The organism is Sagittula sp. MA-2, from assembly GCF_030126985.1.
Lineage (GTDB): Bacteria > Pseudomonadota > Alphaproteobacteria > Rhodobacterales > Rhodobacteraceae > Sagittula.
Map to the genome: position 1 here is coordinate 634,400 of NZ_CP126145.1, position 14,231 is coordinate 648,630.

14 protein-coding genes are annotated in these 14,231 nt (G+C 67.1%); 6 read left to right on the forward strand and 8 right to left on the reverse strand.

Annotation, left to right across the window (positions count from 1 at the left end; genetic code table 11):
• Window positions 1-69: 69 nt before the first annotated feature.
• Entirely contained in the window at window positions 70-1,086 is a 1,017-nt protein-coding gene (locus tag QNI11_RS03255) for a hypothetical protein (RefSeq protein ID WP_283982321.1), read from the reverse strand.
• A 135-nt stretch (window positions 1,087-1,221) separates the two neighbouring features.
• Between QNI11_RS03255 and QNI11_RS03260 the strand changes: the two genes are divergently transcribed.
• A complete protein-coding gene (locus tag QNI11_RS03260; RefSeq protein ID WP_283982322.1) occupies window positions 1,222-1,515 on the forward strand; it encodes a hypothetical protein in 294 nt (97 codons plus the stop codon).
• Window positions 1,516-1,700: 185 nt separating this feature from the next.
• Here the strand turns inward: QNI11_RS03260 and QNI11_RS03265 are convergent, their stop codons facing one another.
• A complete protein-coding gene (locus QNI11_RS03265; protein WP_283982323.1) occupies window positions 1,701-3,326 on the reverse strand; it encodes an AMP-binding protein in 1,626 nt (541 codons plus the stop codon).
• A 93-nt stretch (window positions 3,327-3,419) separates the two neighbouring features.
• Between QNI11_RS03265 and QNI11_RS03270 the strand changes: the two genes are divergently transcribed.
• The gene (locus tag QNI11_RS03270) at window positions 3,420-4,070 is read left to right on the forward strand and encodes a sulfotransferase family 2 domain-containing protein (protein WP_283982324.1); all 651 of its coding nucleotides are present in this window, start codon (window positions 3,420-3,422) and stop codon (window positions 4,068-4,070) included.
• Between the two features lie 43 nt (window positions 4,071-4,113).
• On the opposite strand, the gene QNI11_RS03275 is transcribed toward QNI11_RS03270, so the two are convergent.
• Window positions 4,114-4,743 carry a ribonuclease T2 gene (locus tag QNI11_RS03275; RefSeq protein ID WP_283982325.1) on the reverse strand — a complete coding sequence of 210 codons (630 nt, stop codon included), beginning with the start codon at window positions 4,741-4,743 and terminating at the stop codon, window positions 4,114-4,116.
• A 160-nt stretch (window positions 4,744-4,903) separates the two neighbouring features.
• Between QNI11_RS03275 and QNI11_RS03280 the strand changes: the two genes are divergently transcribed.
• Window positions 4,904-5,653, forward strand: a complete 750-nt coding sequence (locus QNI11_RS03280) for a DUF1013 domain-containing protein (RefSeq protein ID WP_283982326.1) — start codon at window positions 4,904-4,906, stop codon at window positions 5,651-5,653.
• A gap of 132 nt (window positions 5,654-5,785) precedes the next feature.
• Here the strand turns inward: QNI11_RS03280 and QNI11_RS03285 are convergent, their stop codons facing one another.
• The 5 genes from QNI11_RS03285 to QNI11_RS03305 all read right to left on the reverse strand — a co-directional run bounded on the left by QNI11_RS03285 (window position 5,786) and on the right by QNI11_RS03305 (window position 10,870).
• On the reverse strand, window positions 5,786-6,703 hold the full coding sequence (locus QNI11_RS03285; protein ID WP_283982327.1) for a hypothetical protein: 918 nt from the start codon (window positions 6,701-6,703) through the stop codon (window positions 5,786-5,788).
• Window positions 6,704-6,827: 124 nt separating this feature from the next.
• Entirely contained in the window at window positions 6,828-7,421 is a 594-nt protein-coding gene (recR, locus tag QNI11_RS03290) for a recombination mediator RecR (protein ID WP_100927876.1), read from the reverse strand.
• 38 nt (window positions 7,422-7,459) lie between these two features.
• Complete coding sequence (locus QNI11_RS03295) at window positions 7,460-8,563, reverse strand: hypothetical protein (RefSeq protein WP_283982328.1); 1,104 nt, start codon at window positions 8,561-8,563, stop codon at window positions 7,460-7,462.
• 9 nt (window positions 8,564-8,572) lie between these two features.
• Window positions 8,573-8,917 (reverse strand): YbaB/EbfC family nucleoid-associated protein, encoded by a 345-nt coding sequence (locus QNI11_RS03300; protein WP_283982329.1) that lies wholly within the window; start codon window positions 8,915-8,917, stop codon window positions 8,573-8,575.
• Window positions 8,918-9,112: 195 nt separating this feature from the next.
• Window positions 9,113-10,870 carry a DNA polymerase III subunit gamma/tau gene (locus QNI11_RS03305; protein WP_283982330.1) on the reverse strand — a complete coding sequence of 586 codons (1,758 nt, stop codon included), beginning with the start codon at window positions 10,868-10,870 and terminating at the stop codon, window positions 9,113-9,115.
• Between the two features lie 119 nt (window positions 10,871-10,989).
• Here QNI11_RS03305 and QNI11_RS03310 point away from each other — a divergent pair, with 119 nt between their 5' ends.
• The 3 genes from QNI11_RS03310 to QNI11_RS03320 all read left to right on the forward strand — a co-directional run bounded on the left by QNI11_RS03310 (window position 10,990) and on the right by QNI11_RS03320 (window position 14,168).
• A complete protein-coding gene (locus QNI11_RS03310; RefSeq protein ID WP_100927872.1) occupies window positions 10,990-11,832 on the forward strand; it encodes a neutral zinc metallopeptidase in 843 nt (280 codons plus the stop codon).
• Window positions 11,833-11,997: 165 nt separating this feature from the next.
• Window positions 11,998-13,497 carry an ankyrin repeat domain-containing protein gene (locus QNI11_RS03315; RefSeq protein WP_283982331.1) on the forward strand — a complete coding sequence of 500 codons (1,500 nt, stop codon included), beginning with the start codon at window positions 11,998-12,000 and terminating at the stop codon, window positions 13,495-13,497.
• Window positions 13,498-13,628: 131 nt separating this feature from the next.
• The gene (locus QNI11_RS03320; RefSeq protein WP_283982332.1) at window positions 13,629-14,168 is read left to right on the forward strand and encodes a protein phosphatase; all 540 of its coding nucleotides are present in this window, start codon (window positions 13,629-13,631) and stop codon (window positions 14,166-14,168) included.
• The last annotated feature ends 63 nt before the right edge of the window (window positions 14,169-14,231 follow it).

Sequence of the window (14,231 nt, forward strand, 5' to 3'; positions counted from 1 at the left end):
GGAACGGACGGCTTCAGAGAGGCCCGGGCATGGGGGTGCCCGGGCCTCTCGCTTTTCAGGGGTTGAAAATCAGGACCCGCAGATGCCCTGCAATCGCACCCAGTCTGCATCCGACAGGACGGTGCGGCTGCCGGTGGCGCGCATCGGGTCCGCCTCGATCAGGGCCAGCGTGGACTCGCCGGTGATGTCGATGGCGTAGGCATAGGGCGTGCTGCGCAGTTCGGCTTCGGCGAAGGCGGGCAGCAATCGCGCGGCATCCGGGGCCCTTACGGGGCGGGTCATGATGTACTCGGCGTAGTCCGAAAGGGCTGAGTCCGGCAGGCTGCCGGTGGTCAGCAATTTCAGCGATGCCGCCAGCCCCGCCCAGTCGAGCAATTCTGCCAGCGGGTCGCTGGCACGGGCGCGGGCGGCCTCCACCAGCGCAAAGCCCGCAGCCACGTCCGGATCCTCGTGATCTTCCACCACGCGGCGGTGCAGGAGCACGATGCCGCCCGGCAGGTGCGTGCTGGTGAACCCGCCGCCCGGCACGATCACCACGCTGCCCGACGACTGGATGCGCTGCGAGAACCTCTTGAGCGGTTCGCGCGCGTCGGGCGTGTTGCACGGCTGTCCCGTCAGGCGGGTGATATGGGTCAGAAGGTTGGCGCCGATTTCCGCCCGTTTCACCGGGGGGACAACCGTCGTGGCATAGCGTTCGAGGGCATCGGGCAGCCAGAAGATCGCCCCGGCGGCCAGCGCCACGAAGAAGGCGCCGGTCAGGTAGAAGCGCAGCTTTCCGGGGCGCGGACGTCGCCGGTCGATGGCACGCAGTACGCGGTCCAGTCCGGCGATCATGTCGGTCTCGTCCGCCGGCAGTTCGAGTGTCTCGTCCGGGTCGCTGTCGGGATGGTAGATGGCGGGCACCTGCGTGCCGTTGGCCCGCGTCACGGCGCCAAGCGACCAATGGGCGAGAATGTCGCCGGAGGTCGAACTCATGGTGAGGGTCGCATCGCCAAGCGAAACGATCACCTCGCGCCGCTGTGCGTCCGGGTCCGGGCGCCACAGCCCGGTGGCCTCGAGCCTCTGGAATTGCTTCAGTGCTGTCATGCGGGCGCTGCTCTGCCTCTCGCTTCGGCGGACGATAGCACGGTGCACACAAGAGGTGCAATCTGGAGAGAAAGGCCGCGCTTAACCCGGGTTTAACCGCGCCGGCGCCAAGCTGACCGAAACGGAGGTCAGGCCATGCACCCTGTGGACGAGCTGGCGCAGCTGCGCGCACAAATGCGGCGCCTGAAGGCGCGCGAGGCGGAACTGCGGGCGCAGTTCCTGTCGGGAAACGCCCCGCCGATCAGCAACCGCCACCGGGTCGAAATCGTCCGGCAGCGCCGCCCGGCCTTCGTGAAGGACAAGCTGCCGGAACACGTCCTCAACGATCCGTGGTACTGGGAAACCCGGGAGACGCAGGTCGTGAAGGTGGTCGATCTGGCCCGGCGTGGCGGCGGATGGGCCGAGGTAGACAGCGTCCTCGAGACCTGAGGCACGCCATGGTGGCCAACCCCGGCCCGTGCCCGGGAACGCCCACCCTACGTCCCGCAGCGCCCCCAGCACCGAAAGCACGACGCCGCCCCTTCATCTTGGTCCAAATACCTGCTGCAACGTCAGTCCTCACGCCTTCGGCAACAGCAAGGAGCGCGCGGGTCGGCGTGCGCAGCACGGCGAAATCACATCTCCTTCGCCAGTGCGCGCAGCTCGAACTTCTGGATCTTGCCGGTCGAGGTCTTCGGCAGTTCCTGGAACACCACCTTCTTGGGGGTCTTGAACCCGGCCAGCCGCTCTCGGGCAAAGGCGATCAGGTCGGCCTCCGTCGCCTCCCGCCCGTCCTTCAGCTCGACGAAGGCGCAGGGCACCTCACCCCATTTCTCGTCCGGCTTCGCCACCACCGCGCACAGCAGCACCGCCGGGTGCGCCATCAGCACCCCCTCCACCTCCACCGAGGAGATGTTCTCGCCGCCGGAAATGATGATGTCCTTCGCGCGGTCGGCGATCTGCAGGTAGTTGTCCGGATGCATCACGGCGATGTCGCCGGAGTGGAAGAGCCCGTCCTTGAAGGCCTCTCTCGTGGCGCGCGGGTTCTTCAGGTAGCCCTTCATGACGCCGTTGCCACGAAACACGATCTCTCCGCGCGCCTGGCCGTCGCGCGCGATCGGCGCACCGTCATCGTCAAGCACGTCCATCGGTTCGAGGAAGGGCATCGCCACGCCCTGACGCGACTTCTGGGCGGCGCGGGCCTCGCCCTCCATGTGGTCCCACTTGGACTGCCAGGTGCATTCGGTGCCGGGGCCATAGGTCTCGGTCAGGCCGTAGACCTGCGTGACGTTGAAGCCCATGGGTTCGATCGCGGCGAGCGTGGCGGGTGCGGGCGGCGCGCCGGCGGTGAAGACCTCGACCACATGGTCGAACGCCCGCCGCTGGTTCTCGGGTGCGTTGATCAGCGTGTTGAGCACGATGGGCGCGCCGCCGAAGTGGGTCACCCCCTCGTCGGCGATGGCGTTGAATATCGAGTCGGCCCGCACGTCGCGGCAGCAGACGATGGTGCCGCCGACGGCCGGCATCATCCACGTGTGGCACCAGCCGTTGCAGTGGAACAGCGGCACGATGGTCAGGTAGACCGGGTGAAGCACGATGCGCCACGACAGGACCTGTCCCATGGCGTTCAGGTAGGCGCCGCGGTGGTGGTAGACCACGCCCTTGGGACGGCCCGTGGTGCCCGAGGTGTAGTTGAGCGCGATGCTCTCCCACTCGTCCTCCGGCATGATCCATGCAAAGCCGGGATCGCCTTTCGTCAGCAGGTCCTCGTACTGCAGGTAGTCGGAATGGCGGTGCACCCCGGCATGGTCGTCGGGCACTTCGACGACCTGCGGCGGTTCGTTCTCCATCCGGTCGAGCGCCTCGGCCAGCACCGGCAGGAACTGCGTGTCGCAGAGCACGACCTTCGCCTCGCCATGATCGAGGATGTAGGAGACCGTGTCCGGGTCCAACCGCGTGTTGATCGCGTTCAGCACGGCCCCGCAGGCGGGCACGCCGAAGTGCGCCTCCACCTGCGCGGGGATGTTCGGCAGGATCGTCGCGACCACGTCGCCCGGCTCCACACCCAGGCCGGCCAGTCCGGACGCCAGCCTGCTGACCCGTTCGGCATATTCCACGTAGGTCTTGCGGTGCGCGCCGTAGACCACGGCCAGGTGATCGGGCCAGATCTGGACGGCCCGGTTGAGGAAGGACAGGGGCGTGAGCGGCACGTAATTCGCCGCGTTGCGTTCCAGTCCGGTTTCATCCTTCAGCCAGCCCATGTCGTACCCTCCCTGATGGTCAAGCAAGAATGTTGCGCCAGTTGACGGGGAAGGAAAAGGGGGTTTTCGTATTCCGGACAAAGGAGTTTTCAGATGATCATTTCCCGCGGGCGCAAATACATTTTCGTGCACATTCCGAAGACCGGCGGCACGTCCCTGGCGGCGGCTCTGGAGGATCGCGCGATGCGCGGCGACATCCTGATCGGCGACACGGAAAAGGCCAAGCGACGCAAGCGCCGGGTGAAGAAGCTGCAGGAAACCGCGCGCGGGCGGCTCTGGAAACACTCCAACCTGATCGACATCGAGGGCGTCGTGACCCCGCAGGAGGTGGAGGATTTCTTTGTTTTCACCATGGTGCGCAACCCGTGGGACCGGATGGTGAGCTATTACCACTGGCTGAGAACGCAAAGCTTCGATCACCGGATGGTGCACCTGTCCAAGATGATGACCTTTTCGGACTTCGTGAAGCACATGTTCACCCGCAAGCAGATGGAACAGTGGCCCTACACCGCCTACACCACGGATTCGCAGGGCAGGAACCGCTGCAACCACTACATCCGGCTGGAGACGTGGCGGCCGGACATGGACATGCTGGCGCAGCACCTTGGTTTCATGCCGGGGATCGGGCACCTCAACCGCTCTCCCCGCCATCCGGATTACCGAACCTATTACACCGACGAAACGGCGGAGGTCGTGGGCAACATCTGCCGTCAGGACATCATGCGGTTCGGTTACAGGTTCTGAGGGACGCGCGGCGCGGGTCCGGCGGGCGTGCGCCGAACGGCCGTTACCGGATCGGTTCGAACAGCGCGTCTTTCATGCTGCAATCCTTCACCACGTCGCGGCCACAGGGCACCGGCGTCAGGTCGCGCGACAGGCAGACGCGGACCTCCTGGATGTAGGCGTCCCGGCAGGTCACGGTGACCATGTCCTTCTCAAGTCCCGGGTTGGCCTTCAGGAAGGCCTCTTCGACCACCGAAGCGGGCAACTTCACCGGCTTGTCGAGCTTGCGGAAGACCGCCGGCCGGGTGACGGTGCCATAGGCCTCGCGGGAGAGGGCGTAGTAGGCGCTGGCCGACAGGCCGGAGCAGACGCCGTGCTTCTTCCACTGGTGCCACGCAAGGCCGGAGGTCCCCATGATGTCGGCGATCTCGGCGGTCTGCTGGCGGGAGGGCTGACGTTCCGTCGTCGGGCAATAGGCGGGCCAGCCGCGGTGGTACTGCGGCCACAAACCGTGGAGGACCCAGCCGAAATCCGCGTCGCATTGTTCGGAGTTTCGGGCATCGCCCTCCATCCGGCACCAGTTCGGCGACCACGACAGCGACATGACGTAATAGTCGAATTCCCCGGCGGGTTCGCCGTCGGCCAGTGCGGGGGTGGCGGCGAACAGGGCCAAGGCGGCAAGAAGGGCGCGCATTTTTCCGTTTCCTTTTGATTTTCGCGGCACTATATACGGCGCAAGTTTCCCCACAACGGTAACCCGCCCCGGAGTTGATCCGGGGTCTCCCGCGGCCCCGAAAGGCGGTCCGGGGCACGGAAAAGGTTTGGCCGTTAAGACGTGAATAGGAGTAGACGAGATGTCCAAGCTGCTGCACCCCAAGGCGACCGCCGTCTGGCTGGTGGACAACACCACGATGACCTTCAAGCAGATCGCCGATTTCACCGGCTTTCACGAGCTAGAGATCCAGGGCATCGCCGACGGCGACGTGGCCGTGGGCGTCAAGGGCTTCGACCCCATCGCGAACAACCAGCTTGAGCAGGCCGAGATCGACAAGGCGGAGAAGGATCCGCTGTACCGGCTGAAGGTGAAGTTCAACCCGGCCGCCCGCGACGAGGAAAAGCGCCGCGGCCCGCGCTACACCCCGCTGTCGAAGCGTCAGGACCGTCCGAATGCGATCCTGTGGCTGGTGAAGTTCCACCCTGAACTGACCGATGGCCAGATCGCCAAGCTGGTCGGCACCACGAAGCCCACGATCCAGTCGATCCGCGAGCGCACGCACTGGAACATCCAGAACATGCAGCCCATCGACCCGGTGGCGCTTGGCCTCTGCAAGCAGACGGAGCTCGACGCTGCCGTGGCCAAGGCCGCGAAGGATCTGGAAAAGGTGATGACCGACGACGAGCGCCGCAAGCTGGTGTCGACGGAGCAGAGCCTCGAGATGGACAGCGCCGAACCGCGCCTGCCGTCGAACATGGAAGGGCTGGAGAGCTTCTCGCTGTCCGATCCCCGTGGCGACGACGACGAGGAAGAGGACGACAACCAGAACTACCTGGACGCCGACAGCTTCTTCAACCTGCCTGAAGACAAGGAGGACGAGGACCGCTGAGGCGGGCCTCTTCCTCTGACGCCGCAAGCACTTCGAAACCGCGGGCCGTCACTGGCCCGCGGTTTTCGTTTGCAGGGTGGGTGAATGGGCAGGGTCGGGCGCGGCGCCCGGATGGCCACGTGACAGAGCGGTTCAGAAGTTCAGGGAGAACCCGGCATTGAACCCGGTGTGGCCCTTGTCGTCGGACGTCAGCTCTACCCGGCCGCCGAGGCCGTTCAGCGCCTGCGCCTTGAAGCTCATGCCCAGCGACATCTGTGTCTTCGACAGCACGTCCACGGCATCGAACGGCGCCTTACCGGACACCGCGATCTCGTCCTGTTGGCCGCCGAAGGCCGTCAGCCCGAGGAAGGGACGCAGGCTCGCCCCGGCGGCGGTCATCGGCGCCCCCACTTCCAGCCTCAGGGCGGTGGCGGTGCTGTCACGCTCGTCCACCGTCGCACCGGGCAGGCCGGAGACGGGGTAGGCCTTCGTCGTGTGGTGCAGCGCGTCACCCTGGACGACGAAGTCGATCCCGTGGCCCGCGCCATCGTCCATCAACATGCCCGATCCGCGCAGCGTCAGACCCAGCAGGCGCCCGTCCCGGTCGGCGGCGCCTGTGGCGGTGTCGGGGCTGTCGATCACGTTGTGGCTGCGGCCCACGTAGGCGGCACCGTCGAAGGCGAGCCGGCCAACCGTGCGGCCGTAGGTCAGGCCCAGGAAATAGGAGCGGATGCGCGCCTTGTGGATGTCATCCGCCAGTTCAGAGGCGCCCTGCCCATAGCCCGCGAAAGCCGAGAAACCCGTTTCGCCGAAGCCGTAGCCAAGGACCACGTTGCGCCGGTCGGTGTCGGTCTCTTGACCGCCGGACGGATCGACCGTGCTGCGCCCGGTGCTCGCCCCAAGCCAAACACCTGCAGCGGCCGTATCGAGCGCGGTCTGCCCGATGCCAAAGCCGATCTCGCGCCCGAGCAGGTCGGTCTGCGACATCGCGGTCTTGTCGGCGGCATGGGCCGGAACAAGGGAAGCGGCAGTCAGGGCGACGGCAAGCGCAAGGCGCGCGAGGCAGGACATGGAGGGCTCCGGGGCAGCGGGCAAGCAGTTGGCCGCAGCTATTGCGAATAGCCCGCAAGCGCGCAATAGCCCCGGGCCACGAGAGGCGGCAGGTGCGTCCTTTCGGGCGCAGTTTCTGATCGGTTCAGAAGCGTTTGCGTGCGTTCAGGGCAGCGGTGATGGTCCCGTCGTCGAGATAGTCGAGCTCCCCCCCGATCGGCACACCCTGCGCCAGCGAGGAAACGGACACCCGCCCCTCGAGCTGGTCGGCGATGTAATGGGCGGTGGTCTGCCCGTCGATTGTGGCGTTGAGCGCGAGGATGACCTCCGTCACGTTCTCGGCGCCAAGCCGGTCCATCAGCCGGGGAATGCGCAGTTCGTCCGGCCCCACGCCATCCAGCGCCGACAGGGTCCCACCCAGTACGTGGTAGCGGCCCTTGAAGACCTGCGCGCGTTCCATGGCCCAAAGGTCTGCCACATCCTCGACCACGCACAGGAGCCCGTTGCCGCGCCTTTCGTCGCTGCAGATCGGGCAGATGTCGGCGGTCGAGACGTTGCCGCAGTTCAGGCATTCACGCGCGGTGCGGGCAACCTCGGTCATCGCTTCGGACAGCGGTTGCAGCAGCGGCCCGCGCTTGCGGATCAGGTGCAGCACGGCGCGCCGGGCGGACCGGGGGCCAAGGCCCGGCAGGCGCGCCATGAGGCCGATGAGCGTGTCGATGGGGTCGGTGTCTTTCATGGACCTGCGGCGTTCGGTTCAGTGCGGATAGGTACACGTCATTTGAGGAGAAAGTCGATGATCGTCGGCAGGAAGGACAGGAAGGCGACGATGCCCGCCGCAGAGACCGAAACCTGTCCGCCCGGCGGCAGGGTCTGGATGCCGTGCAGGGTGTCGCGCGTCTCCATCAGCTTGTCCAGCGGTTCCAGCGTCGCGATGTCCAGATAGCCGTCGCCCTCCGGGTCCTTCAGCGGGCCGTCGGGGCGCGGCGGCAGGCCGGAGCGCTGCCTGTGATGCGCCTCGATCAGGCGCTCCACCTCGTTCATCGCCTCGGACTTCACCTCCCGCAGCCTGTTCGACAGGGGCAGGATCGGCACTGCGTAGGTGGCCACGACCAGCGACAGGGTCAGGAGCGAAAACAGCGCCACGGTCTGGTCGACCTCGAAGCCGGACAGGATCAGCGACAGGATCGACAGCGATGCCACCAGCGCCGAGGTTGTGACCAGCAGGCTGTTGGCGCGCAGGAGCGCGGGCAGCGGTTCGCGCGAAAGGTTCAGGATGCGCAGGTCGATGTCGTCGATCCTCACCAGCACGGCCCACCAGAAGCGGAAGATCACCGCGACGGCGGCGCCGATGATCAGGTTTCCGCAGAAGATGAAGAGTGAGAGCATCCGGGTCAGTAGCAGCTTCGGCACCGGGTTCGGGCAATGGTCGGGCGCGCCGAGTACGGTGCCCAGCGGGTTCTCCGCCGCTTCGGCGATCAGCGGCACGAGTTCCGACAGCGACAGGACCTCGCGGTTCCACGGATCATAGATCCAGATCCCGCCCGCCAGCAGGCCACCCCAGGCTGCCGCCAGCACCAGCGAGGCCGGGGTGAACAGCGTCCGGTCGATCCAGCGTTGCGGGTCGTGCGCGGGCAGGGGCATGTTGGCGTACATCTGGCCCAGCCGCGGCGTCAGCAGCCAGCCGGTGGCGTAGACGATCCAGGCGTTCAGCGTGACCAGCAGGATCAGGGCCGCGTCGCGGATGTCGCAGGTAAAGGCGGCTTCGGTGGCCAGGTAGGCGATGCCGCTGACCGTCGTCAGTCCGACGGCGATGCCCCCGGCCAATACCCATGCCCGGGGGGTGTGGTAGTGGCGTCCGGTCTGCTCCGCCGCGCCCACCGTCCCGTCTCAGAACGGCAGTTTCATGTCGGCAGGCAGCCCCATTTCCTCGGTCAGCTTGCGCATTTCCTGTTCTGCGCGGCTCTGGGCCTTGGCCTGTGCGTCCTTGATCGCGGCGAGGATCAGGTCTTCCACCACTTCCTTTTCCGAGGCCACGAAAATCGACGGGTCGATCTCCAGCCCGGTCAGTTCGCCCTTGGCCGTGGCCGTCGCCTTCACCAGGCCCGCACCGGATTCCCCGGTCACGGTCATGGTCTTCAGGTCGTCCTGCAGTTGCGTGACCTTGCCCTGCATTTCCTTGGCGGTCTGCATCATCTTGGCCATGTCGCCAAGATTTCCGAGGCCCTTGAACATCGTCTGTACTCCTGTGTTCGGGGCGCGCGCCTGCATGATCGCCGCCCGGAAGGTTCAGAGGCTTATCGCAAGCGCAGCCCCGATCGACAAGCCTTCAGGCGGCTGGGTGGCCCGGCGGCATTGCCCGCATTGGCTGTATCCCGCAGCGTTTGCGGCCATGCCGTGCGCCATCGACCCGGCGGCGCGCTTCCGTAATCAATCCTCGTCGAACGGATCCCATTCGTCCTCGACCTCCTGAAGCCCTTCCGACTGGGCTTCCGCCTCGGCCTCGGCCTGGGTGCGGATCGAGGTGATCGTGGCCTTGGGGAAGGCCGCGAGGGCGGCCTGCACGAGGGGGTGCTGCGCGGCTTCGGCTTTCAGGGCGCGGTCGGCGGCGTCGCGCCGCTCGGTCACCGTCGGTTCTTCGCAGCCGTTCACAACCGTCACCGCCCAGCGGTTGCCGGTCCAGCGTTGCAGGGCCGCGCCGAGTTTCGACGCAAGCTGCGGATCGGCAGTATCGGTCGGCGTGAACTCGATCCGGCCGGGCTGATAGGCGGCAAGGCGCAGGCCGCCCTCGACCTCCACCAGCAGCTTCACGTCGCGGTTGGCGCGGATCAGGTCCAGCACGTGTTCGAACGTCGCGTAATGGGCCAGCGCGTCGGTGGCCAGCGCAGGCGCCGCGCTGCCCGAGCGGGAGGCGACGGGGCCGGAGGGGCCGCGATGCGTGGGGGCCGGCACGCCCGTGGCCTGGGTCTGCCCGCCATGATGCGCATGCCCGCCACCACCACCGGGGCCGGTGGGCATGGGGGGCGGGGGCGTGTCCTGCAGCTTGCGGATCAGGTCCTCGGGCGTCGGCAGGTCGGCCACGTGGGTCAGACGGATCACCGCCATTTCGGCGGCCATGATGGCGGACGGCGCGGTCGAGACTTCCTCGATCGCCTTCAGCAGCATCTGCCACGCCCGGCCGAGGCTGCGCTGGCCGAGACCGTCGGCAAAGGCCTGCCCGCGCGCCCGTTCGTCCGGCGAGATCGTGGGGTCCTCGGCTGCATCCGGGGTGATCTTGACCACGGAAATCCAGTGAGTCAGCTCCGCAAGGTCGCGCAGCACGGCCAGCGGATCGGCACCGTCGGCATATTGCGCGGCCAGTTCCTCGAGCGCACCGGCTGCGTCGCCGCGCATGATGCGTTCGAAAAGATCCATGGTGCGGCCCCGGTCGGCCAGGCCCAGCATCGCGCGGACCTGGTCGGCGGTCGTCTCTCCGGCGCCGTGCGAGATTGCCTGATCCAGCAGCGAGGTCGCGTCGCGGGCGGAGCCTTCGGCGGCGCGGGTGACAAGCGCCAGTGCCTCGTCGGTGATCTCCGCGCCCTCGCTGGCCGCGATCTTGCGCAGCAGGGCGATCATGATCTCGGGCTCGATCCGGCGCAGGTCGAAGCGCTGGCAGCGCGACAGGACCGTGACGGGGACCTGCCGGATCTCGGTCGTGGCGAAGATGAATTTCACATGGGCGGGCGGTTCCTCCAGCGTCTTCAGGAGCGCGTTGAACGCGCTCTTGGACAGCATGTGAACCTCGTCGATGATGTAGATCTTGTAGCGCGCCGAGGCCGCCCGGTAGTGCACGCTCTCGATGATCTCGCGGATGTCGCCGACACCGGTACGCGAGGCCGCGTCCATCTCCATCACGTCGACGTGGCGGCCTTCCATGATCGCCACGCAATGTTCGCACTTGCCGCAAGGGTCGGTGGTCGGGCCGCCGTTGCCGTCCGGTCCGATGCAGTTCATGCCCTTCGCGATGATCCGCGCCGTCGTCGTCTTCCCGGTCCCGCGAATCCCCGTCATGATGAAGGCCTGCGCGATGCGGTCCGCGGCGAAGGCGTTCTTGAGGGTGCGGACCATGGCATCCTGGCCGACGAGATCGGCAAAGGTCTCTGGCCGGTACTTGCGGGCGAGCACCTGGTAGGCGGGCTGATCTGACATGCGGGTTCCCTGGATCGGACGGGGCCAAGCTATTGTCCGGGGCAGGGGATCGCAAGCCTTGCGGGAACCGCCTTCGCACTTAAGACGTTCGATCACGACTGGGTGTACGGAGGGTGACCATGCGACTTAGGGGAATTCGGAGCAGTTCCAACGTCGAGGACAGGCGGGGCCGTGGCGGCGGCATTGCCGTCGGCGGCGGACTGGGCCTCGGCGGCGTGCTCCTGGTACTGGCCATCGGCTATTTCACCGGCATTGACGTGTCGCCGATCCTGACCGGAAACGGCTCCGGCCAGTCGCAGCAGACGCGCCCCCTGACGGAACAGGAAGAGCAGGCGGGCGAGTTCAGCGCGCAGGTCCTCGCCACGACCGAGCAGGTCTGGACCAACGTCTTCCCGAACGCCTTCGGCAAGCCCTACGATCCCCCGACACTGGTTCTGTTCAGCCAGGTCACGCAGTCGCCCTGCGGCGGTGCGTCGGGCGCCACGGGACCGTTTTACTGCCCGGCCGACGAGAAGGCCTATCTCGACACCGCCTTTTTCGCCTACATGAAGCAGGAACTTGGGGCGGGCGGCGACTTTGCGCAGGCCTACGTCATCGCGCATGAGGTCGCGCACCACGTCCAGGACGAGATCGGCATCCTCGCAGAGGTCAACGCCATGCGGCAGCGCGCCTCCGAGCGCGAGGCCAATGCCCTGACCGTGCGGCTGGAACTGCAGGCGGATTGCCTGTCGGGCGTGTGGGCCTCCTACGTCGACGACCTGCTTGAGCCGGGCGACATCGACGAGGCGCTGAACGCCGCGCAACGGATCGGTGACGACTACCTCCAGCGGAAGGCGGGACGGGTCCCGAACCCGCATACTTTCACACATGGCACCTCCGAACAGCGGCAGCGCTGGTTCAGCAACGGGTACGAGTCGGGCAGCCCCGCGGCCTGTGATACTTTCGGCGCCGAACGTCTCTGACGCTTGCGCGCCGGGGACGCTTGACGCTAGGATCGGGCATGGCCCATCGGCAGGGGGCCGCCTGATCCGCGGAAAGCCTTCGCACCTGCATCTGACGTCGAAGACCCACATCTTCGGATTTCTCTGGCCCGAGCAGCGGATTGCGGGCGATGACGGAGGAAGCCGATGTCCGAAACATCCCTCGACAAGCTGCGTCTCGACGCCAAACTTCTGCACCGCGCGTGGATCGCGCGCGAACCGTGGGCCGTCGAACGTGTGCGCCAGCACCCGCCGCGCAAGGACCTGACCGACCTTGTCCGGGCCGATTTCCTGTTCATCATCGCGCAGGAGAACGGCTTCGCAAGCTGGCCGCGGCTGAAGGCGGAGGCGGAGAGGACCGGCCTCGACCGGGCCGCCCGGTTGCAACGCCTGAAGGTGGCGCTGGCCCACGGGCAGGTCGATCTGGCCGAAACCCTGCTGGCCGACACACCCGACCTGCCGGATGGCCTTTTTGGACTGGAATGCGCGCTCTACCGCCGCGCGGCGGTGGAGCAGGCGCTGGCCGCCCGGCCGGAACTGGCGGTACAGCAGCTGGGGCCGCGAACGCCGATCCTGCACCTCAGCTTTTCGCGCTGGATACACAAGTGCCCGGAACTGGAAGGCGACATGCTGGCCATTGCCGATCTGCTGGTGGAGCATGGGGCGGACGTGAATGACGGTCTGCCCGGACCGGACGGCCACCGGCTGTCGGCGCTCTATGGGGCCATCGGCCACGCCGACAACATGGCCTTGGGCGAATGGCTGCTGGATCACGGCGCCGATCCGAACGACGGCGAATCGCTCTACCACGCGACGGAGCTTGGCCATCACGGCGGCCTGCGTCTGCTGCTGGCTGCGGGGGCGACGCCGGAGGGAACGAACGCGCTGTTCCGGGCCATGGATTTCAACGACCACGTCGCGGTCGGGATGCTGTTGGAGGCGTACTCCGACACCGGGGAGATGAACGGTGGCACCATCCCGGCCTTGCATCACGCAGCGCGGCGTGGCTCCGACAGGCGGATGGCGGAGATGCTACTGGACGCGGGCGCGGACCCGGAATGGTGCTGGCAGGACACGCATCCCCTGGCCTTCGCGAAGGTCTACGGCAACGCGCAGGTCGCGGCGGCGCTCGAGGCGCGTGGTGTCACGTGCGACCTGAGCCGGGAGGAGGCGCTTCTGGTGTGCGCGGCAGAGGGGCTGGACAGCCCGGGAGACTGCGTCGTTCCCAACCGGCTCGCCGGACCCTACCGCAACATCGTCCGCGAGATCCTGCATCTGCCGGACCGCCTGGACCATCTGCAGCGCCTCGTCGCCGTCGGTTTGCCCTTCGACGCAGCGGATGCGCATGGGGTCACGCCGGTGCAGATCGCGGGCTGGGAGGGGCTGCCGGAGATCATGGGCTGGCTTTTGTCGCTGAGGCCCGACCTGAGCCACGTCAACGGCTACGGGGGCACGCTCCTGTCGACGATCCTGCATGGGTCGGAGAACAACCCCGCGCGTGCCGACCGCGACCACGAAGCATGTCTGCGGCTGGCGCTGGAGGCCGGGGTCGCCTTGCCCCGGCACGTCATCACCGCGACGGGGAGCTCCGACCTGCGCCAGTTCCTGTCGGATTGGGCAGAGGCCCGGCCCGGGCAGGTGGTCTGAGAGTTCCCCCGTTCACCTTCCACGGCCGTCATGCCGACCGAATCGCTAGGACCGGGGCGTCAAGTGTGTATCATCGCCGGGAACGGATTTTCCCCAGTCGGGTGAACAAGGGAACGGAAAGAACGGGGTAAGTGACGGGGATCGGAGAGAAATCGGCGGTCGTGATGCATGCGTGGCCCGTCGGTGGCGGGATCGTTGCGATCTCGCCGCTGCCGGGTGCGGGCGGCGACTATCGCGGCGACCTCGAGCACCTGGCAAGCTGGCGCCCGGCCATTGTGCTGTCGCTCGTGACCCCCGGGGAACTGGTGGACGCAGGCGCCATGAACCTTGGCCAGAACATCCAGGACAAGGGCACGCGCTGGGTGCACCTCGCGATCGGGCCGGGGGACAGGCCGAGCGACAGCCAGATGGAGACCTGGCCTTTCGTGTCGGAACAGGCGCGGCGTGCGCTGCTGGGCGGCGGGCGGGTCCTTGTGAACAGCCGGAACGGCGGCGGGCGCTGCGGCATGGCCGTGCTGCGCCTGATGATCGAGGCGGGCGAAGCCCCCGACGAGGCCGAGGAACGGTTGAAGAGCGTTTGTCCGGAGGCAGAGGGGACGCCCGATCAGATGGATTGGGCGAAGGCCGCAACGCGCGGCGCGGCTAAGTTTGTCCGTCATCCGGAGCGTTGATCCGGGACCGCACGACATTGGAGTCACGATCCGGAAAAGCAAAAGCCCCGGCTCGGGGCCGGG

What these genes read in the sequence shown, in the direction of transcription:
- QNI11_RS03300 (WP_283982329.1), bottom strand. Translation starts at nt 8,917, where the DNA reads ATGTTCAAGGGCCTCGGAAATCTTGGCGACATGGCCAAGATGATGCAG.
- QNI11_RS03275 (WP_283982325.1), bottom strand. Translation starts at nt 4,743, where the DNA reads ATGCGCGCCCTTCTTGCCGCCTTGGCCCTGTTCGCCGCCACCCCCGCA.
- recR (WP_100927876.1), bottom strand. Translation starts at nt 7,421, where the DNA reads ATGAAAGACACCGACCCCATCGACACGCTCATCGGCCTCATGGCGCGC.
- QNI11_RS03310 (WP_100927872.1), top strand. Translation starts at nt 10,990, where the DNA reads ATGCGACTTAGGGGAATTCGGAGCAGTTCCAACGTCGAGGACAGGCGG.
- QNI11_RS03255 (WP_283982321.1), bottom strand. Translation starts at nt 1,086, where the DNA reads ATGACAGCACTGAAGCAATTCCAGAGGCTCGAGGCCACCGGGCTGTGG.
- QNI11_RS03285 (WP_283982327.1), bottom strand. Translation starts at nt 6,703, where the DNA reads ATGTCCTGCCTCGCGCGCCTTGCGCTTGCCGTCGCCCTGACTGCCGCT.
- QNI11_RS03315 (WP_283982331.1), top strand. Translation starts at nt 11,998, where the DNA reads ATGTCCGAAACATCCCTCGACAAGCTGCGTCTCGACGCCAAACTTCTG.
- QNI11_RS03280 (WP_283982326.1), top strand. Translation starts at nt 4,904, where the DNA reads ATGTCCAAGCTGCTGCACCCCAAGGCGACCGCCGTCTGGCTGGTGGAC.
- QNI11_RS03260 (WP_283982322.1), top strand. Translation starts at nt 1,222, where the DNA reads ATGCACCCTGTGGACGAGCTGGCGCAGCTGCGCGCACAAATGCGGCGC.
- QNI11_RS03265 (WP_283982323.1), bottom strand. Translation starts at nt 3,326, where the DNA reads ATGGGCTGGCTGAAGGATGAAACCGGACTGGAACGCAACGCGGCGAAT.
- QNI11_RS03270 (WP_283982324.1), top strand. Translation starts at nt 3,420, where the DNA reads ATGATCATTTCCCGCGGGCGCAAATACATTTTCGTGCACATTCCGAAG.
- QNI11_RS03305 (WP_283982330.1), bottom strand. Translation starts at nt 10,870, where the DNA reads ATGTCAGATCAGCCCGCCTACCAGGTGCTCGCCCGCAAGTACCGGCCA.